Annotated in this window: 22 protein-coding genes; 12 read left to right on the top strand and 10 right to left on the bottom strand. The window is 68.0% G+C overall.

Translation table 11 applies throughout. The features are described 5' to 3' along the window. The coding region (locus ABZ928_RS49430; protein WP_361535542.1) for a helix-turn-helix domain-containing protein at nucleotides 1–189 on the bottom strand (189 nt) is incomplete at its 3' end. Between the two features lie 249 nt (nucleotides 190–438). Here ABZ928_RS49430 and ABZ928_RS49425 point away from each other — a divergent pair. After that, entirely contained in the window at nucleotides 439–1,407 is a 969-nt protein-coding gene (locus ABZ928_RS49425) for an ATP-binding cassette domain-containing protein (RefSeq protein WP_361535539.1), read from the top strand. Between the two features lie 42 nt (nucleotides 1,408–1,449). Here the strand turns inward: ABZ928_RS49425 and ABZ928_RS49420 are convergent, their stop codons facing one another. The 4 genes from ABZ928_RS49420 to ABZ928_RS49405 all read right to left on the bottom strand — a co-directional run bounded on the left by ABZ928_RS49420 (nucleotide 1,450) and on the right by ABZ928_RS49405 (nucleotide 5,468). After that, nucleotides 1,450–2,028 (bottom strand): TetR-like C-terminal domain-containing protein, encoded by a 579-nt coding sequence (locus ABZ928_RS49420; protein ID WP_361535536.1) that lies wholly within the window; start codon nucleotides 2,026–2,028, stop codon nucleotides 1,450–1,452. 335 nt (nucleotides 2,029–2,363) lie between these two features. Continuing rightward, nucleotides 2,364–2,747, bottom strand: a complete 384-nt coding sequence (locus tag ABZ928_RS49415) for a DUF6009 family protein (protein ID WP_361535533.1) — start codon at nucleotides 2,745–2,747, stop codon at nucleotides 2,364–2,366. A gap of 160 nt (nucleotides 2,748–2,907) precedes the next feature. Beyond that, nucleotides 2,908–4,443: a phage/plasmid primase, P4 family gene (locus tag ABZ928_RS49410; RefSeq protein ID WP_361535530.1), complete on the bottom strand. Its 1,536-nt coding sequence runs from the start codon at nucleotides 4,441–4,443 to the stop codon at nucleotides 2,908–2,910. After that, nucleotides 4,440–5,468 (bottom strand): bifunctional DNA primase/polymerase, encoded by a 1,029-nt coding sequence (locus tag ABZ928_RS49405; protein ID WP_361535551.1) that lies wholly within the window; start codon nucleotides 5,466–5,468, stop codon nucleotides 4,440–4,442. The genes ABZ928_RS49410 and ABZ928_RS49405 overlap by 4 nt, the downstream gene beginning before the upstream one ends. Nucleotides 5,469–6,230: 762 nt before the next feature. Between ABZ928_RS49405 and ABZ928_RS49400 the strand changes: the two genes are divergently transcribed. Together ABZ928_RS49400 and ABZ928_RS49395 are read left to right on the top strand one after the other, a co-directional pair. Then, nucleotides 6,231–7,466, top strand: coding sequence for a ParA family protein (locus tag ABZ928_RS49400; protein ID WP_361535528.1), 1,236 nt, complete (start codon nucleotides 6,231–6,233; stop codon nucleotides 7,464–7,466). Beyond that, complete coding sequence (locus tag ABZ928_RS49395) at nucleotides 7,463–8,515, top strand: ParB/RepB/Spo0J family partition protein (protein WP_361535525.1); 1,053 nt, start codon at nucleotides 7,463–7,465, stop codon at nucleotides 8,513–8,515. Before ABZ928_RS49400 ends, ABZ928_RS49395 begins: the two co-directional genes overlap by 4 nt. Nucleotides 8,516–8,584: 69 nt before the next feature. On the opposite strand, the gene ABZ928_RS49390 is transcribed toward ABZ928_RS49395, so the two are convergent. Beyond that, entirely contained in the window at nucleotides 8,585–8,905 is a 321-nt protein-coding gene (locus ABZ928_RS49390) for an acyl carrier protein (RefSeq protein ID WP_361535522.1), read from the bottom strand. Between the two features lie 128 nt (nucleotides 8,906–9,033). Then, a complete protein-coding gene (locus ABZ928_RS49385; protein ID WP_361535519.1) occupies nucleotides 9,034–9,606 on the bottom strand; it encodes a transcriptional regulator in 573 nt (190 codons plus the stop codon). An 817-nt stretch (nucleotides 9,607–10,423) separates the two neighbouring features. Between ABZ928_RS49385 and ABZ928_RS49380 the strand changes: the two genes are divergently transcribed. From ABZ928_RS49380 to ABZ928_RS49370, 3 genes are read left to right on the top strand one after another with little or no spacing between them, the layout of a single operon-like run. After that, nucleotides 10,424–11,500, top strand: coding sequence for a bifunctional DNA primase/polymerase (locus ABZ928_RS49380; protein ID WP_361535516.1), 1,077 nt, complete (start codon nucleotides 10,424–10,426; stop codon nucleotides 11,498–11,500). After that, the gene (locus ABZ928_RS49375; RefSeq protein ID WP_361535513.1) at nucleotides 11,497–13,002 is read left to right on the top strand and encodes a phage/plasmid primase, P4 family; all 1,506 of its coding nucleotides are present in this window, start codon (nucleotides 11,497–11,499) and stop codon (nucleotides 13,000–13,002) included. The genes ABZ928_RS49380 and ABZ928_RS49375 overlap by 4 nt, the downstream gene beginning before the upstream one ends. Further along, nucleotides 12,999–13,400 carry a DUF6009 family protein gene (locus tag ABZ928_RS49370; protein WP_361535510.1) on the top strand — a complete coding sequence of 134 codons (402 nt, stop codon included), beginning with the start codon at nucleotides 12,999–13,001 and terminating at the stop codon, nucleotides 13,398–13,400. Before ABZ928_RS49375 ends, ABZ928_RS49370 begins: the two co-directional genes overlap by 4 nt. Before the next feature lie 131 nt (nucleotides 13,401–13,531). On the opposite strand, the gene ABZ928_RS49365 is transcribed toward ABZ928_RS49370, so the two are convergent. From ABZ928_RS49365 to ABZ928_RS49355, 3 genes are all read right to left on the bottom strand, one after another. Then, nucleotides 13,532–14,179, bottom strand: a complete 648-nt coding sequence (locus ABZ928_RS49365) for a ScbR family autoregulator-binding transcription factor (protein ID WP_361535507.1) — start codon at nucleotides 14,177–14,179, stop codon at nucleotides 13,532–13,534. A 300-nt stretch (nucleotides 14,180–14,479) separates the two neighbouring features. Further along, nucleotides 14,480–15,181: an HAD family phosphatase gene (locus ABZ928_RS49360; protein ID WP_361535504.1), complete on the bottom strand. Its 702-nt coding sequence runs from the start codon at nucleotides 15,179–15,181 to the stop codon at nucleotides 14,480–14,482. A gap of 219 nt (nucleotides 15,182–15,400) precedes the next feature. Further along, entirely contained in the window at nucleotides 15,401–16,396 is a 996-nt protein-coding gene (locus ABZ928_RS49355) for a ScbA/BarX family gamma-butyrolactone biosynthesis protein (protein ID WP_361535501.1), read from the bottom strand. A 368-nt stretch (nucleotides 16,397–16,764) separates the two neighbouring features. On the opposite strand from ABZ928_RS49355, the gene ABZ928_RS49350 reads away from it, so the two are divergent. From ABZ928_RS49350 to ABZ928_RS49325, 6 genes are all read left to right on the top strand, one after another. Next, entirely contained in the window at nucleotides 16,765–16,953 is a 189-nt protein-coding gene (locus tag ABZ928_RS49350) for an acyl-CoA carboxylase epsilon subunit (protein ID WP_361535498.1), read from the top strand. Nucleotides 16,954–17,081: 128 nt separating this feature from the next. Beyond that, nucleotides 17,082–18,674 carry an acyl-CoA carboxylase subunit beta gene (locus ABZ928_RS49345; protein ID WP_361535495.1) on the top strand — a complete coding sequence of 531 codons (1,593 nt, stop codon included), beginning with the start codon at nucleotides 17,082–17,084 and terminating at the stop codon, nucleotides 18,672–18,674. Nucleotides 18,675–18,745: 71 nt separating this feature from the next. Continuing rightward, complete coding sequence (locus ABZ928_RS49340) at nucleotides 18,746–19,384, top strand: ScbR family autoregulator-binding transcription factor (RefSeq protein ID WP_361535492.1); 639 nt, start codon at nucleotides 18,746–18,748, stop codon at nucleotides 19,382–19,384. 277 nt (nucleotides 19,385–19,661) lie between these two features. Further along, the gene (locus ABZ928_RS49335; protein ID WP_361535490.1) at nucleotides 19,662–20,531 is read left to right on the top strand and encodes an AfsR/SARP family transcriptional regulator; all 870 of its coding nucleotides are present in this window, start codon (nucleotides 19,662–19,664) and stop codon (nucleotides 20,529–20,531) included. Nucleotides 20,532–20,559: 28 nt separating this feature from the next. Then, nucleotides 20,560–21,240 carry a ScbR family autoregulator-binding transcription factor gene (locus ABZ928_RS49330; protein ID WP_361535487.1) on the top strand — a complete coding sequence of 227 codons (681 nt, stop codon included), beginning with the start codon at nucleotides 20,560–20,562 and terminating at the stop codon, nucleotides 21,238–21,240. A 166-nt stretch (nucleotides 21,241–21,406) separates the two neighbouring features. Further along, nucleotides 21,407–22,156 carry an acyl carrier protein gene (locus ABZ928_RS49325; RefSeq protein ID WP_361535485.1) on the top strand — a complete coding sequence of 250 codons (750 nt, stop codon included), beginning with the start codon at nucleotides 21,407–21,409 and terminating at the stop codon, nucleotides 22,154–22,156. Nucleotide 22,157 lies beyond the last annotated feature (1 nt).

Raw genomic sequence — 22,157 nt, 5'->3', positions numbered from 1 at the left:
GGTTGAGGTGGGGCGATCGAGACGCCTGGCGATCTCCGCGTAGGCGAGGCCATCGGACAGTCCCAGTGCGATCTGCTGGCGATCCTGCTGGGTGAGCCTGCCTCCCGGCATCCCAGGTCTCCCTCGCCGCTTGGTGGTGGTTGGTGGTTGGTCCTTCGCGGTGTCTGGCGGCTCCTGGCGCTTCTCCACGGCGCCGTCACTATAGCGTTCACTTTCAATTCATTGCAACGAATCAGATGAGGTTTTGTTGCATTAGACCTCTGGCCATTGCAACGACATCGTGTCGATAGGCAGTATTGATTGGGGAGTCTGGTCGATGTGATTGTTGCCATGCTATTAAATGCAACGTAGCGTTTCCATTACTGGAAACTGCGATCTGGAAGGGTGTGCCATGCAGCGCGCCGAGCAGACCCGCAGACTCTAGAGGGAGCACTCACCATGAGCAGCTTGGCCATCGCGGCGTACGGGTTACGCAAGTCCTATGGCGACAAAGTTGTGTTGGACGGTGTCGATCTGGCCGTCGAGGAAGGGACGGTCTTCTCTCTGCTCGGAGCCAACGGGGCCGGCAAGACTACTGCCGTCAAGATCCTTTCCACCCTCATCTCCCCCGATTCCGACTCCGGCCAGGTCCGTGTCGGCGGGCATGATGTGGTCGGTGAGGCGCAGGCGGTGCGGGCGGTGATCGGGGTGACGGGGCAGTTCTCGGCCGTGGACGGGCTGATCACCGGCGAGGAGAACATGCTCCTCATGGCAGACCTGCATCATCTGCCCCGCAGCGAGGGGCGGCGGGTGTGTGCCGAGCTGCTGGAGCGGTTCGATCTCACCGAGGCCGCGAAGAAGCCCGCCTCCACCTACTCCGGCGGTATGAAGCGGCGCCTCGACATCGCCATGACCCTCGTCGGCAGCCCGCGGATCATCTTCCTCGACGAACCCACCACCGGCCTCGACCCCCGCTCCCGGCACACCATGTGGGGCATCATCCGCGAACTCGTCTCCGGCGGCACCACCGTCTTCCTCACCACCCAATACCTCGAAGAAGCCGACGAACTCGCCGACCGCATCGCCGTCCTCCACGACGGCAAAATCGCCGCCGAGGGCACCGCAGAAGAGCTCAAGCGGCTGACTTCTGGGGGGCATCTCCGGCTTCGCTTCAATGATCCGGATGTCTATCGGTCTGCGGCTCGGACGTTGCGCGCGGCCGTCCGCGACGATGAGGCGCTCACTCTGCGGATCTCAAGCGATGGCACCCAGCACGAGCTGCACGCCATCCTCGACTGGCTGGATGCGGCCGGTATCGAGGCGGACGAATTGACTGTGCACACCCCAGATCTCGATGACGTGTTCCTCGCCCTTGCCGGATCCAGCGCGCCTGTCCGAAACAGTCATCCCAGAGTGGTTGTGCGATGAGCTCCGTGTCCCTGGCTGATCGTTGAGGGGCCGAGGGGGGCGTCAATGGGTGGACGGTGCGGGCCAGTTGCGTAGGAGGGTGTCGAGCGCGTCCAGGATGCGGGTCCAGGTCTCCTGGGTGTCGGGGGCGCTGTGGCTGAAGCCTCCGCCCATTTCCAGGCTGATGTAGCCGTGGAAGGCGCTGCCCAGAAGGCGGACCGCGTGGGTCTGGTCCGGTTCGGTCAGGTCGTAGCCGCGCAGGATCGCCCGGGTCATCTGGGCGTGTCTGGCACCGGCGCTGGCGGCCGCCGCTTCGGGAGTGAGGCGGAGTTGGGCTGCGGTGTAGCGGCCGGGGTGTTCGCGGGCGTAGTCGCGGTAGACGTCGGCCAGGGCGGTCAGGGCGTCTTTGCCGGCGCGGCCTGCGAGGGCTGTGGTGCCTCGGTCGGCGAGCTCCTCCAGGGCGAGGAGGGCGATCCTGGTCTTGAGGTCGTGGGAGTTCTTCACGTGGGAGTACAGGCTCGCGACTTTGACGTCGAAGCGGCGGGCGAGTTCCGAGACGGTGACTTCTTCGAAGCCGATCTCGTCGGCTAGGTCTGCGCCGGCCTGGGTGAGGCGTTGTGCGGTCAGTCCTGCGCGGGCCATGCGTCGACCTTCCGGTACCTGGGGTGGGTGGTACGGCTGAGTCTATGGCGTTGTTGCCTAAGAGGGTTAGGCAGATTCACACCTGGATCAGGCTGTCGGAGGGTCGGGGCGATCGGCGAGTGGAGTGTCGTGCCGCTGGTTCTGGTGGGGGATCTCTGCCGTGCCAGCGCTGCCTGGTTGTTGCGCCTGGCTATTACGTCGTAATAGCCAGGCGTGTGGGGGGAGTTCACCCGGCGGGGCAGCGTCTCCCTGTGGCTGTGCTCCCGGCTATTACGGCGTAATAGCTTGCGGGGGTGGGGAGTTCGGGTGGTTTAGGTAGTTTTAGGCAGGATCAATTACGGTGTTGCTGACGCTATGGGAGCCGGGCCGCGCTGCGAGCGGGGGGTCTTGGCACCGGGTTTCCTGGGCTCGATCGTGCGGGGGTCGACCGCTTCGCCGGGGGCGCCTTCGCGGTAGAGGCCGTTGGGGAGGGTGTCCCGGTCGTGTGGGAGGAGGAAGAACACCCGGCGCTTGTAGAGGCCGCTGTCGGGATCGGGTTCGGCGTCGTCGCCCAGGAGGGCGTAGCCGACCATACGGCCGTCTCGGGCGTAGGGGGGCTTGTTGTTGCGCCGCTTGGTCTTGTCCAGGGCCTGGCGGACGTAGTCGAGGTTGTCGGGGTCTTCCAGCCACACCACGTCTGCCTCGTGGGTGAGGTCGCTCTCGGTCAACAGCGAGCTCATGGCTGCAGCCCCTCCTTCATCGGCCTGTGCAGGGTGCGGGGGCCGTACCGTTCTGTGCTTTTTCTGGGGGCCGCCGCGAGCGGGGCCGGGGGTTCATCGTAGTTCGGCCGCTGGGTGGGGTGTAGGGCGTGGGGGGCGATCGGGGGTGGTGTGCGGTGCTTCATTCGGTCCCCAGAAGGGCGAGGCCGGGGTAGTACTTGCGGCCGTTGGACTTGATCATGTCGGTGGGTGAGGCGAGGCCGACCTCTTGGCGTACGCGGGTGGCGAAGGCGCGGGGGGTGGCGGGGCGGATGCCTTCGCCAGCCGTGCACCAGGCGCTGTACTCCGTGTACAACAGGCCCTGCTCGACACGTAGTTCACTGCCGGTGTCGGCTCCTCGGGTGCAGCATTCCTCGAGGAAGCGGCCGATGTGGTCTTCGGTGTTGGCGTAGGCGGTGGTGGCGATGCGGACGCGGTCGGGGCCTTCGAGGGGATCCCTGGTGGCCAGGTAGCGGCCCGCGCCCTGGATGAGCCAGTGGAGGATGCCGGGGCCTTCGTCCCGTACGAGTTCGAAGGCGAGGTTGTCGATCCGGCGGGCGGCGGGGACGGTTCGGGTGAAGGGCAGCAGGCGGATGCGGCGCCAGAAGGCGTAGCCGCCGGTGGAGACCTCGGGGCGGTGGTTGCCCAGCAGCCAGAGGTGGTGGGTGGGGGTGAAGGAGAAGTAGTCCTGCCGCATGCGGCGGGCCTTGATCTTGTCGCCGCCGGTGAGGAGGCGCACCCGGGCTTCGTCGAACTTGTCGTTGGGCTTGAGTTCGCTGCACACGATCAGTCGGCGGCCGTGGAGTTCGGTGAGCTCGGTGGAGTGCTCGGAGAAGGCTCCGCGGTCCATGAGGAAGCCGGGTGGGGCTGCGTCGGCGTAGTCGCCGAGGATCTGAATCATTGTGTCGAGCAGGACGCTCTTGCCGTTCTTGCCTTCTCCGTGGAGGAAGGGCAGGACCTGGGCGCCGACGTCTCCGGTGATGGAGTAGCCGAGCAGCAGGTGAAGGAAGTCGATCATCTCGCGGCCCTCGGCGTCGTCGCCGAAGGTGTCGGCGAGGAAGCGGTGCCAGCGGGGGGTTCCCATCGGCTGGGGGGCGACGCTGGTGGCCCGGGAGTGGAAGTCGAGTGTGGGGTCTGCTTTGCGGAGTTGACCGGTGTGGAGGTCGACGACACCGCCGGGGGTGCACAGGGCGTAGGGGTCGCCGTCGAGGGTGTCTGGGTCGACGGAGAGGTCCGGGGAGGCCTTGGCCTGGGTGAGCAGGGCCTTCATGCCCGTGGTGGAGAGGGTCTTCTTCTTGTGGACGGCGAGTTCCCGGTCGTTGAAGACTCCGCGCGGGTCGGTCGTCGGCATGTCCTCGGCCATCTCCCCCGCTGCCCACAGGGCGGCCTTCTCTCCGCCTGTGCGCTTCCAGCGGTAGCCGTCCCAGGCGAACCATCCGAGGCCTTCGACATGGCGGAACTGGTCGCGGTAGAGCTGGACGAAGAGGCGGGCGTTGCCGCGGTCGCTGAGGTGTGGGGGCAGCAGGCCGGACTGGAGCGACGCGAAGGGCAGGCTGCCGGAGGTGGCGGAGGCCTGGGTGGGGAGCAGTGTGGTGGGCTGCTCGGTCGCTTGGAGGTCGAGCATCTGCTGAGCGGCGGCCTGTGCGTCGAACCGCGGCATGCTCTCGGCGCTGCTCATGAACGTCCTTCGAGACGGAACGGGTGGGCGGCCCCAGCGGCAAGGCCGTCATCGACGATCTTTTCGTTGCGGGTGGTCTGCCATGGTCGGGCCTGGCCGGCCGTGTCGAGGAGTTGGTCGCGGACTGCGGTTTCCTCCAGGTGGCCGGCTGCCACGAGGCCTCCTGCGGTGTAGGCGGCTCGGTTGAGCTTCTCCGTGAATCCGGTTCCTTCGGGCGCGGCCGCACACTGGGCGACCTCGTCGAGCAGCGGGTCGAGGACGCGGTGTGCGGCAGCCGGTCTGCGGGACCGGCGAGTGCGCGGGAGTGGCTGTCTGGGGACCGGTGGAGCGATGACGTGGCCGGTGCGCACGAGCTCGCTGTACAGCCAGTCGGGCAACGGTGCGGGCATGCGGGTGGTGCCTTCGGGCTGGTAAGTGCCCTGGGTGGTGCGGGTGGTGGGGGCGATGATGTAACCGCCGTCCGCCCGTACGTCGACCTGCCAGGCCAGGGCGACCTTGGGGCTGGACCCGGTCGAGCAGCGCAACCGGGTGGCCGGGTGCGGGTTGCGGTACCAGATGTGCAGGCCTCCGGAGGGGGTACGCACGCGCAGTGTTGTCTCGTCGTGGGCCGGGTCGGGCTGTCCCCGGAAGGCCGCGAGGAGGGCGAGTGTGTCGAAGCCCGAGGCAAGGCCGGTGAGGTTCACGGCGTCGGGGATCGGGATGCGCGGCAGCAGGCGGCTGCGGTCAGGGACTGGGGCGCTGTGGGCGTCCACGTCGAGAACGACGAGCTCGGCCGGGCCGCAGGCGATGCCCACTCCTGCCGTAGGGCTGCTCCCCCACCAGGTGTCGATGTGCCGGACGTCGGTGGTGGCGGCGTGGAAGCCGTGACAGGGGCGTCCTGCGGGCAGGCAGGGGCATGTCTTCGGGTCGTGGTTTCGGTCCCTGCACTCGGGGCAGTTGGCGGCCGGGGTCTTGCGGCCGGGAGCCAGGGGGTGGACGGGCCAGCCCTGGGCGGCGCACCAGCGAGCGACGGCGTGCGGTGCCACGGACCTGGCCGGGGCGGCAGGCAGGCGGGTGTCACCGGGGCGCGGCACGCTGATCGTCCTTGTCGGGTCTCGTCGTTCGGTTCTGTCGCTCGGTCCCTCAGTAAAACACCAGGCCACGGGTGTGGGTGATGCCGTATCAGGGACCGAAGGGACTGTGTTTCGGGAAGAGTGTAGAGGCATGTCAACGGGGAGCCCGGCAACTCCCACCGCGTGGCGTTCTACCAGTTCCTTCGGTCCCTTGGGTCCCTTCGACCCCTGACGGACCGGCACTCCCCCATCGATGAGTGCCGTTTTGAGCCTCTTGCGAGTGGCCGAAGGGACTCAACACCAAACAAAGCGCCGAGGGACTGAACCCAGGGTCCCTCCGCAAACCGTCCCTGCCTTCAGTCCCTCCCCAAACCCGCAGGTCAGAGCCATCCACCCGCCCTCAACAGGGACTCAAGGGACCCAACTCTCTAATTATGAGCTGAACTAGACATGTTGGTGCAGATGCGCACGCGCGTACGAAAACACCCTCTACTCCAGCTCATAATTAGCAAGTTCAGTCCCTACAGTCCCTTCCTGACCCCCCTCACCCCACCTGACCTGCACAAACACCAGGGACTAAACCCCAGGGACCCAACAGCCCCTCAGCCCCTCCCAGCCCCTCCCAGCCCCTCCCAGCCCCTCCCCCGTCCCTCAGGCCTATTACGTCGTAATAAAACTTGGCCTACCTAACGCGTCGTTCGCGTTTTTGATCACCTGCGTTAGTAAGGTGACCCCATGACTTCTCCAGCCTCCCCGAACGACCGCGAGAAGGTCGTCTCCAAGCTGCCGGGATGGCTCCGGCAGGACCTCAAGATCAGAGCGGCCCAGAACGGCATCGAGATCCAGGCAGCCGTAGAGCAGGGCATCCAGGACTGGTGCAACCTGGCCTCGGCGACCGCCGCGGTCGACACCTCAGGAGCTGACTCGTTCTCCACGTTCCTGCCGGAAGGCCAGTGGGACGAGTTCAAACGGATCGCGAGCGACCGCCGGGTGTCCCTCATTCAGGGACTGGCGCAGTCCGTGCAGTTGTGGCTGGACACACACCCGGCCCCCGATGTCGAGCGGCCGGCCATCACCCGCCGGATCGTCGTCTGCAACCAGAAGGGCGGCGTCGGCAAGACCGCCATCACCGCAGGCACCGGTGAGGCGCTCGCCGAGGACCCCAGCCGCCTCTACCCCGTCCGCGTCGCCAAGCAGCTCGCGGCCGCGAGCGATGCGATGGAGAGCCCGCTCGACACCGAGGACCTGCCGGGGCTCGGGTTGCGCGTCCTCCTGGTCGACTTCGACCCGCAGTGCCACCTCACCAACCAGCTGGGGGGTACTCCCCTGCCGATGAACGGTGACAGCCTCACCAACCACATGGCGGGCGACCCCAAGGGGGATCTGCGGGACCTCATCGTCTCCGTCGACGACGAGCACTTTGCCGGCCGGCTGCACCTACTGCCCGCCTGCAACGACGCGTTCCTGCTCGACGTACGCCTGTCTGCCGTCCGGGCACGGGAAGCCGCCCTGGAGCGGGCCCTGGCCCCGCTGGAGGCGCACTACGACGTCATCCTCGTCGACTGCCCGCCCAGCCTCGGGCTCAGCATGGATGCCGCGGCCTACTACGGCAGGCGTCGCGACGGTGAGAAGCCTGGGCAGTCCGGGGCTTTGATCGTCGTCCAGGCGGAGGACAGTTCCGCCGACGCTTACGAGCTGCTGACCACCCAGATCGACGACCTGCGCAACGACCTGCAGATCGACATCGACTACCTCGGGATCGTCGTCAATCTCTACGACTCCCGGCGCGGGTACATCGCCACCTCCTCCCTTCAGGGGTGGGTCGACATAAAGGATCCGAAGGTCGTGGGTCTCATCGGGGATCTGAAGGAACAGAAGGAGGCGGTGCGGGTGAAGCAGCCGCTGCTGTCCTACGCCGCCAAGTCGCAGCAGGCGGTCGGTATGCGTGCACTGGCACGGGAGATCTCATGAGCAAGGCCGACCAGCTGGGAGCCGGCCGTTTCGGCGGCACCACCCGGACCATCAGTGCGCGCCGGCAGGCCGTGGCCGCGGCGACCGGGGTGCCGACCGATGGCGTTGCTCCGCCCTCGGAGCTGCCCACCGACCGGGTGAGTCTCAACCCGGACAACCCCCGCTCCAGTCTCGGGGACCTCACCGACCTGGCGGGCAGCCTCAGGACACACGGGCAGAAGCAGGCCATCACGGTCATGAACCGGGACGCCTATGTGAAGGCCAACCCGGCTCATGAGGCGGATCTGGAGCCGGACACCACCCATGTCGTCATCGACGGCAGCAGTCGTCTCGCCGCTGCCCGCGAAGCGGGTCTCGCCTCGGTCAAGGTGATGGTGAGCGACGAACAGGGAGCCACCTCCGAGGAGCTCCTGGAGTCGGCGCTGGTCGCCAACATCCACCGGCAGGACCTCGAGGAGCTGGACGAGGCCCGGGCGCTGCAGCGGCTGCTGGCGATCCATGGAAGCCAGACGGCTCTGGCGAAGCGGCTGCACCGGTCGCAGGGATGGGTGTCGCAACGGCTTGCGCTGCTCAATCTGACCCCCGAACTGCAGGAGCGGGTGGGGCAGGAGCCCATCGACCTGTTGCGGGCGGTGGGCAACAAGCCTGCTGCGCGGCAGGAGGAGGTGCTCGAGGAGCTCAAGGCCGAACGGCTGCGCAAGGAGGTGCAGAAGCAGGAGCGCAAGGCGCGGAAGGACAAGAGCGACGGCGGCGAGAGCTATTACGACGTAATAGGGGATGCCCCGGTGCCGGAGGCTGACCCCGTCGAGGTGGCGGCGGGGGAGCAGCCGGTACAGCGTGTGGAGACGGTGCCTGAGCCTCGTAGTGATGTGTCGGCAGAGGCTGCTGACGCTGATCTGAGGACGCCGCCGAAGCTGCCGTACGACGACGGAGCCTTCCTGGCGATGCACCTCATCCGGAAGATGAGCGACGTCGAGTTCGACAAGATGCTGCGGATTCTCAACGAGCATGTGGAGCAGCGGGCCGGAGTCGGGGAGGCCGACGGCTGAGCGGGATGACGATGCGGGCGCTATTACGTCGTAATAGCGCCCGCATCTTTGACCGTGATGGGGGAGAGGTCAGGCGAGGGCCCAGGGGTTGGAGTTCCTCGTCCTGGACGCCGAGGAGGAGCGGGGCTGGTCCCAGGCTGGCTGGATGGCGGCGGAGAGGATGCCCCAGAGCTGGCCGGCGGTGAGGCTGTGCACCGGGACGGCCACCTGGCCGGCGAGGCTGACCCCGAACTTGGATTCCAGGGTGCTGATGATGCCGATGAGGGCCAGCGAGTCCAGCCCGTAGGCCTCCATCGGGACGTCCGCCTCGGGCGCCTTGTCCTTGCCCAGACCGGGCAGGCTCTGCCGGAGGACGCTCTCGAACGTCGAGTTCCACGGTGCGGGGGCCATCGGTGGACCTTCCTTCTGGCTGCCGAGCCACATAAGGCATGCGTGTGCCAGTACCGTGCCCCAGCCCGCTAGAGCCGCCGTGGACCAGTTCTCGGGCCGTCCGTGGTGGGGGAGAGGGGAAGGAAGAGTCAGGCCGCGAAGCCGACGTTGGTGACGTACTCGTACTGGCCCCACTGCGAGCCGAGGTCCACGATCTGGTCCACCCAGGCGGTGTCGAGGGCCTGGAGGTTGTCGGTGGCCCAGGCTTCGACGATGCGGTCCCAGTGACGGATGTTGAGGGTGCGGAACTCCACCATGCGCTGCCGGGGGCGGGGGACCTGGGACTGGTTCAGGGGGTGGATCTCGACCCGGGTGCCGCGGCCCTCTCGGTTGAGGCGGGCGAGGAGATAGCGGGCCACGTTGTGGCGACGCACGGTGCGGTAGGCCGTCTCGATGCGTTCCAGGTTCTTCTTCGACGGGCTGCGTGTGCCGGCCAGCCAGGCCTTGAGGGTGCGGTCGGTGACCGTCAGGCCCGCGGCGCGTGCGGCGGCCAGGGCGTGGTCGGTGCGGGTCAGATAGTGCAGACGGGCCAGCAGACCGCGGGGGGTGGTGACGGGGGTGACGATGTAGCCGGCGAGGGCGTCGAGTCGGCGGGCGACTGCTTCGTGGCCCTTGATGCCGCGCGCGCCGTACATGCCGAACTCATGGGTGCGATCCGGCACTTCGTCTCCTCCCTGGCTCTGATGTCGTGGCCCGCTGCCCAAGGGGGCGGTGCGCCGTAGGGGATCAGTATGAAGCAGGGCGGGGGAGAGGGGCTCGTGCAGGGCGGTGGTGTTGCCGTAGCGACTGAAGGTGGTGTGGGTCGCTGTCGGTCGCTCACAAGAAGACCCAGTTCAGCGCGGTGCCGGTGCGGAACAGCGATTGAAGCGACTCAAGGCCCGGATAGGGGATTTGGGCGGGGCGCGTCCGTCGAAGGGATTGCCCGGGACCCGACGGAGCTGTGGGGCGGGGCTCGTTGGGGGCGGGCTGCAGGCCGGCTTCAGAGCCGCTTGAGTCGCTGACGTCCGGGCCGGGGGCGGCTTCAGTCGCTGTCGCCGATCAGTCCGGAGTGGGGACAGCGACTGAGGACCAGCGACTGAAGGCGGCTTGAGTAGCTTTCGGTCGCTGGAGAGAAAGCCCAGGTCAGAGGGTTCTCCAGGGCCGATCAGCGACTGAAGCGACTGAAGGTCCGGGTATATGAAGACATAGCGCGTGCGCGTGTGTGCGCGTGGGCGTCATATATAGAGGCCTTCAGTCGCTTCAGTCGCTGTTTTGGGTTGTACGCCTCTCTGACCTGTGGTTTTCCTGAGACTGAACCTCAGCGACCGAAGGAGCTCGGTCGCTGAGGTTCTCCCCGTTCAGTCGCTGGCCTCGCGCACTGACTCGAATCTTTGTTTTCCCATGAGGCTCTCGGTCCCCAGGTGCTTCGCTAGGCTGTGTCGGTCGCTCAGTCGCTTCGGTCGCTGGTGGGGGGTGCGCATGGCCTCTGAGCTGCGGAACTTGGTTGGGTATTCAACGCTGTCCGCTCCCGTCACCGGGTCGCTCGCCACAGCTCGCTGGTGCGCGAGCCGTGGCTGGCCCGTCCATCCGCTGTCGCCAGGGCGCAAGACCCCGGCCGGGAACTGTCCTTCCTGCCGGCAGTCCGGGCACAGCCATGAGACGTGCGGCTGCACGGCCGCCGGTCGCTGGTGCCACGGGTTTCACGCAGCCACGCTCGACTTCGCCAGGATCGAGCAGTGGTGGGGCGGCAACCCGGGCTTCGGCGTCGGGATCGCCTGCGGTCCCGCGGGCCTCGTGGTCGTCGACATCGACGCGCACGAACGGGAACTCCCCGGCAGGGACCGGCTGTTACCCGGGATCGACATCTCCGACGACATCGACCTGACCGGCCTGGCCAACGGCTTCCACACGATCGGGGTGCTGGCCGCACTGCGCGGTCACACCAGCCCCGCCGACGACACCACCACCCTGCGCGTCCGCACCCCCTCCGGCGGGCTGCACGTCTGGTACCGGGCCCACGCAGGGCACCGCTGGCAGTGCTCCACCGGCTCCGGCGCCCGCGCGCTCGCCTGGCAGGTCGACGTACGGGCCCACGGCGGGTACATCATCGCCCCGGGCACCGTGACCGAGGCAGGTGTGTACGAGGCGGTGGGCGCCGCACGTGAGCCCGCGCCGCTGCCCGGCTGGCTGGCGCGCGAACTGGAGCGCACCGGGCATCTGCCGCCCGCCCACATCCCCACGCCCCGTCCGGTGCCTCCACGGGCCCGTCAGGCCGTGCTGGCGGCGAGCGGCGGGCAAGGGCCCGCGAACCGCGTGCTGGCCGCACTGCTCGCGGAGGTGGCCGCCTGCGCCGTCGTATCCGAAGGAGCCGCGTTCTCCGAGAAGTTGAACCGTGCCGCCTACACCGCAGGAGGACTCGTGGCCGGAGGCAGTCTCGCGACGGACGAGGCCGAGCGTCTGCTGCGGGACGTCGCCGAGGCCGCCAGGCCCGGTCAGGAACGGCGCTACGAAGCCATCATCCGCAGCGGCCTGAACGCGGGCCGGCTGCGGCCGCTGACACTGGGAGGCGGCGCATGACGTCCCTCCCACAGGACGGCACCCTCTTCGACCCCCAGGCCGTCGCCGCGCAGATCCTCGCCCAGCCCCGGCCTCGCCTCCGTCAGGACGAGGAGACCCCGAGCGCTGCGGGGGAGGCCACTGCCGACGGGCTGCTGCCCGACACCCTCAGCGACCGCGGCAACGCCAAACTGTTCGTCAAGCTCTACTCCAACGACTACCGGCACGTGCCGGGCCTCGGCTGGTTCCGCTGGGACAGCACCCGCTGGCAGATCGACGAGGACGACACGGTGATGTGGGCCGCCGGAGACCTGGCGGAGTCCCTCGCCAACACCGACCCGCGGGGCGTCTTCACCTCCACCGCACTCCAGCAGCACCGGCGTCGGGCGCTGAGCACCGGCGGCATGAACGCGATGCTCGCCCAGGCCAGGTCCGCGCCCGGCATGGTGCTCAACGCGGCCCGCCTGGACGCCGATCCGTACGCGCTGTGCACCCCGGCCGGTGTCGTCGACCTGCGTACCGGACTGATCCGTACGCCCGACCCCAACAAGGACTTCCACTCCCGCTCCACCACCGCGGCCCCGCAGACGATGCCCACCCCCCGCTGGGACCGGTTCCTCACCGACACCTTCGGCGACGGGCCCGAGGGCGCGGAGATGATCGACTTCCTGCATCTGCTGCTGGGCTACTCCATCACCGGAGACGTCGGCGGCCAGGTCATGCCGTTCCTGTTCGGCTCCGGCAAGAACGGCAAGTCGGTGCTGCTGGACGTGCTGATGAAACTGGTGGGGGACTACGCCGACGCCGCGCCGCCCGGATTCCTCATGGCCCGCCCCTACGAGGGGCACCCCACCGATCTCGCCGAACTGCACGGCAGACGCGTCATCGTGTGCAGCGAGGTCAAGCCGGGCGACCGGTTCGACGAGGCCCGGGTGAAGCTGCTGACCGGCGGCGACCGCATCAAGGCCCGCCGGATGCGGCAGGACTTCTTCAGCTTCGAACCCACCCACAAACTCTGGCTGCTGGGCAACCACCGCCCCGAAGTCGGCACCGGCGGCTTCGCGTTCTGGCGGCGCATGCGGCTGATCCCGTTCGAGCGGGTCGTCCCAGACGACCGCAAGGTCGACAACCTGGCGGACATCCTCGTCACCGAGGAGGGCCCCGGCATCCTCAACTGGCTGATCCTGGGCGCCCGTCGTTATCTGGGCGGTGAGAAGAACCTGACGGGGACCGAGCGGGTGCGGATCGCGACGACGGCGTACGCGGAGACCGAGGACCACACCGGGCGATTCCTGTCCGAGTCCTGCCGGCTGGAGGGCGATCTCCGGACGGAACAGGCACATCTCTACGCGGCCTACAGGACGTGGTGCCAGAATGAGGGCGCCCCGGCCATCTCGTCACGTGCCTTCGCAGCCCGGGTCCGCGAAGTGGTGGGACTGGCGTCGCCCAAGGAGATGATCCTGTCCAATCAGCGCAAGTACTACCCGGGCATCGGACTGGTCGCCGACGAGGAGACAGCATGAGCGCTCTCATCGCCGAGGACGAGCTCGTTCACGAGGCGGACCTCGTCTGGCTCGAGGACATCAGCACGCTCGACTACGTACGCCAGAGTCTGGACCGGCTGCCGACGCGCCGCGGCAAACCCGCCTACCACCGCGACGGACGCATGGTCGGCTACGCGCTCCTGGGGCCCGGCGCCAAACCGTCCCGGTCCTCGGGCACTTTCCGCCGCCGGGTGTTCTGGCTGCTGCCGCACGACCGCGACACCGATCCCGAGGGCCTGTACGCGACGGGGGCGCCCGCCGAGGCGGTGGATCCGCGCACGCTGGGGCCGGGCAGCAAGGGGCTCAAGACGGAGCGGTCGGAGGGCGGGCCGCCGTCCTCGGCGGTGCGGGAGCTGGGGAGCACGCTGCCGCTCTAGAGGCGCTCCTCCGGGAAGCCGTTATGGGCTGTTGCCGCTGAAGCAGCCCTGCGGAGCCCTTGACCGGGGGCCGCAGGGCATACGCGAAGCCAGGAAAGCGCGCCCCCTGGCCGATCAGGTTTGAGGGGCTGTCAGGCCACCGTGACGGTGGTGCGGGTCGCCTCGCCGAGTACGCGGGCTCCCCGGTCAGGGGCCATGTCCAGCCGCAGCAGAACCGCTGGGGCAGCGATGGACGGCATGAGATGGCTCATGAGGACCGAGATACGGTGCTCCACGTCCACCAGGTTGGTTTCGAGATGTGAGAAGAGCTGCACCCCGTGGAACGCGCCGACGATCAGCTCGGCGATTTCGCGAGGCTCCACATGAGCCAGGGTCTCGCCGTTGCGGTGTGCCTCGGACAGCAGGTCGGTGAGCACACTCACCCACAACGTCCAGGCGCTTCCGTAGTGTTCGCGACCGACGGGATCCGAGGAGAGGCGGGCGCCGGCCCGCAGGACGGCGTCGACCGGCAGCCGGTGGGCCACCGTCATGGTGATGTCCACGACCTCCTGCAGTCTCGTCTCCTGAGCGGGGAGCTGCTGGTCCGTCTGGAGTTCCAGGACTCCCTTGGCCAGTGCTTCCTTCGAGTCGAAGTGGAAGTAAAGCGCGCCCTTTGTGACCCCTGCGGTCTTCAGGATGTCCGCTACCGTTGCCGCGACATATCCGTGTTCCGCGAAGACATGTGCAGCTGCTTCCAGAACCGCACGACGAGTCCGGATTGCGCGTTCTTGTTGAGCCACCGGAGCTCTCCCTCAGCTAGCTGTCCCTCTACATGGTGCGATAGACCCTAAAAGAAACCGTCTAGCGGGTACCTTACCGCCACTTTGCCTGGATGGCATGAGGGCTGGCATGTATTTCGTGCCCCTGCCACACATCGGGTCTTGGCGATCAAGGGGCGTCGGGCCAGTAAACCAGCAGGTCAGGACCCTTCTCGGAGATCATTGAACAGCCAACTTTTTCCCGGCGTAAATAATCCTGGTCGAGGATCGATCGAGCCAAATAACAGGCCAGACGGTCCGATTCCGCTTCTCTGGCCCCTCTCACGCACACACAGCAAGAGGCGAGTCGCGCCACATCGTGCCCTCGGCCGCCTCGGAGTCGAGCGTCCGCAGCAAGGACTCGTCCACCTCGTCGAGCGAGCGGACTAGGTGCCGTACGCCGGCCTCGCGCATCAACTGGTGCTGGAAGCTGTGCTCGTAGCTGCTCGGATGCCCGAGGAACGCGGCTCCCAGGGTGCGCGCGGCCTCGGCCACGCGTGCCACGTCGTCGATGAACAGCACCTGGTCGCAGCGGAGTCCGAAGACATCCTCGGCGATCTCCCGTACTCCGGGACGGAAACCGTCGGTGCACACGTACTGCGGCTGTTCGAAGTGGTCGGCGTACGCGCCCAGGTAGGAGTCGAAGTGCGGCCGATCCAGCCCTCCGTAGCAGATCAGGGGCATGTCCAGACCGCGCAGCCGCTCCAGCAGCCGGACCGCGCCGTCCTGGATGTGTACGGGATGTTCTGCGAGGTAGCGCTCCCGCTCCAGGAAGTAGGCCGCCACCACCTCCTGAGGGGATCCCGGGACGCCGATCGCCGCGGCCGCCTGGAGCCGGGGCTGGGACAGCACCGCTCGCTCCAGTTCGGCCGTGTAGATGCCGCCGTGCTTGACCACGAACCGGTGGATGACGGGGCTGAAGGTGTCGTTCAGCAGTACTCCGTCGATGTTCACCGCAATGAGACGCAGGTGACGCAGGGCCATGGTTCTGCCTCCGGGTTGGACCGCATCGGATGTGTGGGCACGCTGCTGAACGTGGTGGATGGCGCCGCTGTGGTAATAAACCAGGTGCGCGGTATGTTCAAAGAGCAGTCTGGTTGTCGGTCAGTCGGCGAGGGAAGACGTCAGCGACAACCACGGTGGACGACGGCTTCGACGGTGCGCGCGTACGCGGAGGACGAAGCAGAGGTCAGGGCGAGCGGATTACGCGGAGGGCGACGCCACGGTCACGAGAGCCTGGAAGACAAGGGTGTCTTCCTGGTGGCCGGTCATGAGGACGCGCTCCTCGTCACCGGAGCCCGGTTCGGACACGGCGTGGGCCTTGATGAGGCAGGGCGCGTCCAGCTCGCTGTAGCGCAGGAACTCGGCGGTGACGCCGAGCGGCAGGCAGGGGCGTCCCAGGTACGCGACCATCGCCTGGCGCGCGGCTTCGAGCAGCAGCATGCCGGGCGTGTGGTCGACAGGATGGTCGAAGAGCACCGGGTGGCGGGTGTCCACTCGCAGCTGCCACTGGTCCTTCTGCCCGGTGGGGGAGAGGACCACGTCCGTGGGTGACAGGCGATCGACGTCCTGCGGTGCCAGCGGGGCGGTGAGCGGAATCGGGGACCAGCTGCCCGACTCCGGCCGAGGAGCGCGAACGCGCTGGTAGACGGCGGGGGAGAGGCAGGTGAAGCGGGCACCGCCGGTGGCGGCCAGCTGCCCGTTGCGGAAGATCAGGGCCTCGTAGCGCAGTCCGGAGAGCTCGCCGCGCCGGCGCTTGACGTCCATGCAGGTGATCTCGATGGTCAGCGCGGCCGGGGCGGTGTCGACGAGCATGTGCGGCGGCTTGACCTCGACCGCGAGGTCCCACATCAGGAAGTGGTGGTCGAGGGGCACACCGTACTCCGCGTGCGCCAGGAGGATGCCTGCCTGCCTGATCGTCTCGGCGACGATGAGCGGGTCGTGGCAGTCGTCCACGGTGGTGAAGAAGCCATGCCGGCGCGGCCATTGGGCGGTCAGGACGAAGTGGTCGTCGGTTTTGCGCTCCCAGTCCGTGAGCATGACTTCCGAGACGCTGGCGCGGTGGACGAGTTCCTTGGGCACGGTGGTCGTGAGGGACGCGTAGCGCAAGCCGCTGATCCCGGTGGATACCGTACTGTCGTTCTCGGTGCGCTCCGCGCTGGGTATCGCGCGGTCGATGCGGAACGTGCTCGCAGACATAGTTCCCCCTGAGCCGCGATGGCTTGATTCCTGAAGGTGAACCCCTCAGGCAAGTGAAGATACATACCACCCGGTTTAATTTCTAGCGGAGGCGAGCCCTCCAGGCCCACTAGAACTGGACTGGTTTGTTCCGTATGTGCTTGCCCTGGTCGTTGAATGTGTTCTGGAACGGGTCACCACGTGGGCGTTTCGTGACTCTTCCGACCCCGCCGAACGGGTGGGGACACCGCTGGTGAACGCAGAGTTCCCGCCATCGCCAAAAGCGCCGGAAGCGGGCGCGCCCCCCTGGGTCTCGAGCGGCCCCAAAGCGATTCTTGAGCGGTCTGTCCGACCGTGGCCCACAGTCCGAGAAAAGGGGAATCGGTCGGATGAAGAGCACAGAAGCCCTGCTCCGGGTGGAGCGCGGCAACCCCGACGACATCGAACTGGCTGCCCTCACCGCGGTGCTGCTGGCCTTGCGTGCGCCTGGACAGGAACCGGTCGAGGAGCTGCCGGCTTCGGGGATCCGCTGGTGGCGACGGTCCGATGCCTATACGGCTCCTGGCGGCTGGCGCTGACCCGGCTGCACAGGTCCTCAAGAATTTCTTCACTCAACAAAACATAAACCGCGTACGCGGTTTGTTAAGATGTTCGCTCTGGACCCGGGGTGGGACCTCCTCGGCCTTGTCCCAGGAAGGCACCTGACATGGCGATGGCGACTGCCCCGGCGTTGATCGAGCCGAGGCTCACTGACATACGCGGGCGCGCGGCCGAGCTGCGCGCGATCCGCGAACAGGCGCTGGCCGGCCCCAGCGGGAAGGCGACCGAGGCGCAGCACGCCAAGGGCAAGCTGACCGCCCGGGAGCGCATCGAACTGCTGCTGGACCCGGGCTCGTTCAACGAGGTCGAGCAGCTGCGGCGGCACCGGGCGACCGGGTTCGGGCTGGAGGCCAAGAAGCCGTACACCGACGGTGTCATCACCGGGTGGGGGACCGTCGAGGGCCGGACGGTCTTCGTGTACGCGCATGACTTCCGGATCTTCGGCGGTGCGCTGGGCGAGGCCCACGCCACGAAGATCCACAAGATCATGGACATGGCCATCGCCACCGGGGCACCGCTGGTGTCTCTCAACGACGGCGCGGGAGCCCGTATCCAGGAAGGTGTCTCCGCCCTCGCCGGGTACGGCGGCATTTTCCAGCGCAACACCAAAGCCAGCGGGGTCATCCCGCAGATCAGCGTCATGCTCGGCCCGTGTGCGGGCGGCGCGGCCTACAGTCCGGCTCTGACGGACTTCGTGTTCATGGTCCGCGAGACCTCGCAGATGTTCATCACCGGTCCGGACGTGGTCAAGGCCGTGACGGGCGAGGAGATTTCGCAGAACGGGCTGGGCGGCGCCGACGTCCACGCGGAGACCAGCGGTGTCTGCCACTTCGCCTACGACGACGAGGAGACCTGCCTCGCCGAGGTGCGCTACCTGCTGTCCCTGCTGCCGCAGAACAACCGCGAGGCCCCGCCGAAGGTCCGCGGCGGCGACGCTCCCGACCGGCGCGGTGAGGTCCTGCTGGACCTGGTGCCCGTCGACGGCAGCCGGCCCTACGACATGGCCCGGGTGATCGAGGAGATCGTCGACGACGGCGAGTACCTGGAGGTCCACGAGCGCTGGGCGCGGAACATCATCTGTGCGCTGGCCCGGCTCGACGGCCAGGTCGTCGGCATCGTCGCCAACCAGCCGCAGAACCTCGCGGGAGTGCTCGACATCGAGGCATCGGAGAAGGCCGCACGCTTCGTCCAGATGTGCGACGCTTTCAACATCCCCATCGTCACCCTGCTGGACGTCCCGGGTTTTCTGCCCGGTGTCGACCAGGAGCACGGCGGCATCATCCGGCATGGCGCGAAGCTGCTGTACGCCTACTGCAACGCCACCGTGCCGCGGATCTCGCTGATCCTGCGCAAGGCGTACGGGGGCGCGTACATCGTGATGGACAGTCAGTCCATCGGTGCGGACCTCACCTACGCGTGGCCGACGAACGAGATCGCCGTGATGGGCGCGGAGGGTGCGGCTAACGTCATCTTCCGCCGCCAGATCGCCGAGGCCGAAGACCCCGAGGCGATGCGGGCCCGCATGGTCAAGGAGTACAAGTCCGAGCTCATGCACCCCTATTACGCGGCGGAGCGCGGACTGGTCGACGACGTCATCGATCCCGCCGAGACCCGCGAGGTGCTCATCCGTTCCCTCGCGATGCTCCGAACCAAGCATGCGGATCTGCCCTCCCGCAAGCACGGCAACCCCCCACAGTAAGCCGCTGTACGAAGCACGAATCGAGGGACGGCCGGTCACATGACCGGCCGTCCTCAGTCAGGAGAACGGTCATGGTGAAGCAGGAGCGAGCCGCGCGCACACGGCAGGCCTTGGTACAGGCAGCCGCCGAGGTGTTCGCGCAGGACGGCTTCGTCGTGGCGTCGCTGACCTCCATCAGCAGAAGGGCCGGTGTGAGCAACGGCGCGCTGCACTTCCACTTCGAGAGCAAGCAGGCCCTGGCCCGCGCCGTGGAGGACGAGGCGGCCGCCGGGCTCCGGGCCGTCGTCGGTTCGGACCGGCCGGCCGGCGGGGATCCGTTGCAGCAGCTCATCGACGCCACGCACGCCCTGATGGGGCGGCTGGACCAGGATGTCGTGGTCCGGGCCGGGTTCGAGCTGTGCAGTGGCACGCCGCGCCGGGAGGACACCGTGGACCTGCGCGGGCAGTGGCAGAGCTGGGTGGAAGAAGTGCTCAAGGACGCCGAGCGCGAGGGTGTGCTCGCCGAGGGCGTGTCCGCGGCCGATGCCTCGGTGGCGGTGGTGGCGGCGACGGTGGGGTTCGAGCAGCTCGGCGCGGACGACCGTACGTGGATGGCCGCGGCCACGCTCGTGCAGTTCTGGGATCTCCTGCTGCCGCGGCTGGCGTCGGCCGCCACGCTGAGCCGGCTGGTGTCCAGCGGGACGCCGGTGACGATGACCGGCCGAACCTAAACAGCGCATCCGGTCTCTTTATGATCCTGATGCGCTTGACTCCGGGCTGATTCTCCTGGGGTTCATCCCTCGAAGTGAGCCGTTTTGCTGCGGCGTCCGCGCTGTGGATCTTTCCATTCTCCCTGGTCAGATGGATCCACTTGGACTCAAGAGGCAGTCTAGGTGGATCTAATAAAACAGCTTGGACGGTTTGATATTGACAAACCGTCCGTGCTGTTTTTTACTGACTACTGCCGGACATCACACCCGGACACCACACGGAGTAGGGGGAGACGGCGTGGACATCGACGTACTAGGCGCATTGGACGTCAGGGAGAACGGGGTATCCATCGCCCCGACCGCACCCAAACCTCGCCAGGTTCTTGCCCTCCTGGCGCTCCACGCCGACCAGGTGGTGCCGGTCGCGGGGCTCATCGAGGAGCTGTGGGCGGCCAAACCGCCGCGCAGCGCCCGCACCACCCTGCAGACCTACGTACTGCAGCTGCGCGAACTCATCACCGTCGCGCTGGAGAAGGACGCACCCGACGAGGGCGAGCCGGCCCGCAGCGCCAAGGACGTCCTGGTGACCTCACCCGGCGGCTACCTCCTCGTCACCGGCGGCGGCACCAGCGACGTCCGCGAGTTCGAGCGGCTCGCCGGCACCGGCTACCGGGCCATGGACGCGGGGGACTTCCCCGGCGCCGCCCGCAAACTGCGCGAGGCGCTCAGCCTGTGGACCGGCGCCGCCTTCGCCGACGTACAGACCGGCAACCAGCTGCAGATGGAGGCCAAGCGCCTCGACGAGAGCCGGCTGTGCGCCCTCGACCAGCGCATCGAAGCCGACCTGCGGCTCGGTCGGCACCGCGAACTGCTCGCCGAACTCACCGTGCTGACCAGCCGCTACCGCACCCACGAGAACCTGCACGCCCAGTTCATGCTGGCCCTGCACCGCTCGGGCCGGCGCGGTGAGGCGCTCGACGTCTACCACCGGCTGCGCGGCACCCTCGTACGGGATCTCGGCCTGGAGCCCTCGGCGCGGCTGCGCCGGCTCCAGCAGTCGATCCTGATGGCCGCCTCCGAGACCCCGCTGTCCATGGACCACCAGACACCCGCGACATCCCAACTGCCGCCTGCCGGAACGGGCAGGGGCCGTGTAGCGCAGGTGTGAGATGACGACGGGCTGTCCGGGGGGACCAGTGCAGGAACGATCCGAGAAGACCCGCCGTCGGCTGGTGCACGCCGGGGCGGAGATGTTCGACCTCAAGGGATACGCGAACGCCACCCTGATCGACATCGCCGATGCGGCCGGGGTGACCAAGGGGGCGCTGTACTTCCACTTCGCCTCCAAGGAGGACCTGGCGGAAGCGGTACGGCAGCGGGGCCACCACCTGGTGGGCGAGGTGCTGCGGGCCGCGGCCGACGGCCGGCACACACCGCTCCAGGCGCTCATCGACCTCACCCACTGGCTGGCACGGACCCTCCAGGAGGATCCGATGCTGCGGGCCGCCTACCGGATCACCGGGGAGCAGGCCGGGAACGACCGGCCGACGGGCCCCGGATTCCACCAGACGTGCATCGCGGCCGGCCGGCACCTGCTGCAACGGGCGCGCACCGCGGGGGAGTTGCGGCAGCCGGCCGTGGAGGAAGGCGCCGAGACCCTCGTCGACGCCGCGCTGTGCGGCATCGAGGTGCTCTCGCGCGGCGGCATGACGTACGACGAACTGTCCGGGCGGATCGGCGCGCTGTGGGACCTGATGCTGCCGATCCTCGTACCGCCGGGCGCCGAGGCCGCCTACCGGACCTCGGCACCCGCGAAGGACCCGGCCACCGGTGGCCGCGGGATGAGGGAACCGGCCACCGGTGGCCGTCAGGACTGAGCGGCCTCCTGGCGGTCTCACTCCTTCGGAGTAGTACGGCAAGGTCCGACCCCCTCCCAGGAGCCATCCAGCGGGCCCGGGTTCACCGCAGACGGCGATGTGCGGCCGACCCGGGTGAGCAGAGAATTTCCAGGTAGACCGGGACCGACCCTTGGAGAGGCCCACCATGACCAGCGACCCGCGTACGGCACCGCAGCCGGCGCACCCGGCGCCCGGTGGTGCCGACCTGCTCGGCGAGCTCATCACCGTGCTGGCCGACGCCCTGGGTGTCAAAGCCGAGGCGATCGACCCCGAGCAGCCCTTCCAGCTCCTCGGTCTCGACTCCATGCTGACCGTCGAGTTCGTGGCCGTCGTCAACGCGCGCTACGGCACCCGCATCAAGGTCACGGCCCTCTACGACCACCCCACACCCGCCGCGTTCGCCCGCCATGTCGCCCCCCAGCTCGGCGTCCTGGGCCCGCAGCCCGCACCGGCACCCGCCCCCGTGGCCGTACCCCCGTCACAGGTCGGCTCGGAGCAGGTCGGCGACGTGCTGCGCAAGGAACTCGCCCGGATCCTGTGCTGCGAGCCCTGGGACATCGACGCCGACGCCGCGTTCAACCTCCTCGGCCTCGACTCCATCCTCGGCGCGGAGTTCGTGGCCGTCGTCAACCGCACCTACGGCCTCGACGAGCGGGCCGTCACCCTCTACGACCACCCCAGCCTGAACGCCATGGCGGCCTACGTCGCCGCCCGCACCGGACTGCCCGCCGCACCGGCCCCGCGGACCCTGCCGGGGTCGGCCCTGCGGTCCCGGACGCACCACCAGTCCGACGCCGCGGGCTCGACGGACCTCGAAGCGGTGCTCGACGCGGTTCGAGACAACCTGCTCAGCGTCGACGAGGCAGCCGCGCTGCTGGCGACGCGGGCAGCCTGAG

Origin of the sequence: Streptomyces sp. NPDC046909 (genome assembly GCF_040644695.1) — a bacterium.
In the GTDB taxonomy this organism is placed as follows: Bacteria; Actinomycetota; Actinomycetes; order Streptomycetales; family Streptomycetaceae; genus Streptomyces.
Note: the sequence above shows the minus strand (reverse complement) of the source record. Positions and strands in the feature narration are given on the sequence as shown.

What these genes read in the sequence shown, in the direction of transcription:
- ABZ928_RS49420 (WP_361535536.1), bottom strand. Translation starts at nt 2,028, where the DNA reads ATGGCCCGCGCAGGACTGACCGCACAACGCCTCACCCAGGCCGGCGCA.
- ABZ928_RS49355 (WP_361535501.1), bottom strand. Translation starts at nt 16,396, where the DNA reads ATGTCTGCGAGCACGTTCCGCATCGACCGCGCGATACCCAGCGCGGAG.
- ABZ928_RS49375 (WP_361535513.1), top strand. Translation starts at nt 11,497, where the DNA reads ATGACGTCCCTCCCACAGGACGGCACCCTCTTCGACCCCCAGGCCGTC.
- ABZ928_RS49400 (WP_361535528.1), top strand. Translation starts at nt 6,231, where the DNA reads ATGACTTCTCCAGCCTCCCCGAACGACCGCGAGAAGGTCGTCTCCAAG.
- ABZ928_RS49415 (WP_361535533.1), bottom strand. Translation starts at nt 2,747, where the DNA reads ATGAGCTCGCTGTTGACCGAGAGCGACCTCACCCACGAGGCAGACGTG.
- ABZ928_RS49340 (WP_361535492.1), top strand. Translation starts at nt 18,746, where the DNA reads ATGGTGAAGCAGGAGCGAGCCGCGCGCACACGGCAGGCCTTGGTACAG.
- ABZ928_RS49345 (WP_361535495.1), top strand. Translation starts at nt 17,082, where the DNA reads ATGGCGATGGCGACTGCCCCGGCGTTGATCGAGCCGAGGCTCACTGAC.
- ABZ928_RS49370 (WP_361535510.1), top strand. Translation starts at nt 12,999, where the DNA reads ATGAGCGCTCTCATCGCCGAGGACGAGCTCGTTCACGAGGCGGACCTC.
- ABZ928_RS49325 (WP_361535485.1), top strand. Translation starts at nt 21,407, where the DNA reads ATGACCAGCGACCCGCGTACGGCACCGCAGCCGGCGCACCCGGCGCCC.
- ABZ928_RS49390 (WP_361535522.1), bottom strand. Translation starts at nt 8,905, where the DNA reads ATGGCCCCCGCACCGTGGAACTCGACGTTCGAGAGCGTCCTCCGGCAG.
- ABZ928_RS49395 (WP_361535525.1), top strand. Translation starts at nt 7,463, where the DNA reads ATGAGCAAGGCCGACCAGCTGGGAGCCGGCCGTTTCGGCGGCACCACC.
- ABZ928_RS49350 (WP_361535498.1), top strand. Translation starts at nt 16,765, where the DNA reads ATGAAGAGCACAGAAGCCCTGCTCCGGGTGGAGCGCGGCAACCCCGAC.
- ABZ928_RS49410 (WP_361535530.1), bottom strand. Translation starts at nt 4,443, where the DNA reads ATGAGCAGCGCCGAGAGCATGCCGCGGTTCGACGCACAGGCCGCCGCT.
- ABZ928_RS49425 (WP_361535539.1), top strand. Translation starts at nt 439, where the DNA reads ATGAGCAGCTTGGCCATCGCGGCGTACGGGTTACGCAAGTCCTATGGC.
- ABZ928_RS49360 (WP_361535504.1), bottom strand. Translation starts at nt 15,181, where the DNA reads ATGGCCCTGCGTCACCTGCGTCTCATTGCGGTGAACATCGACGGAGTA.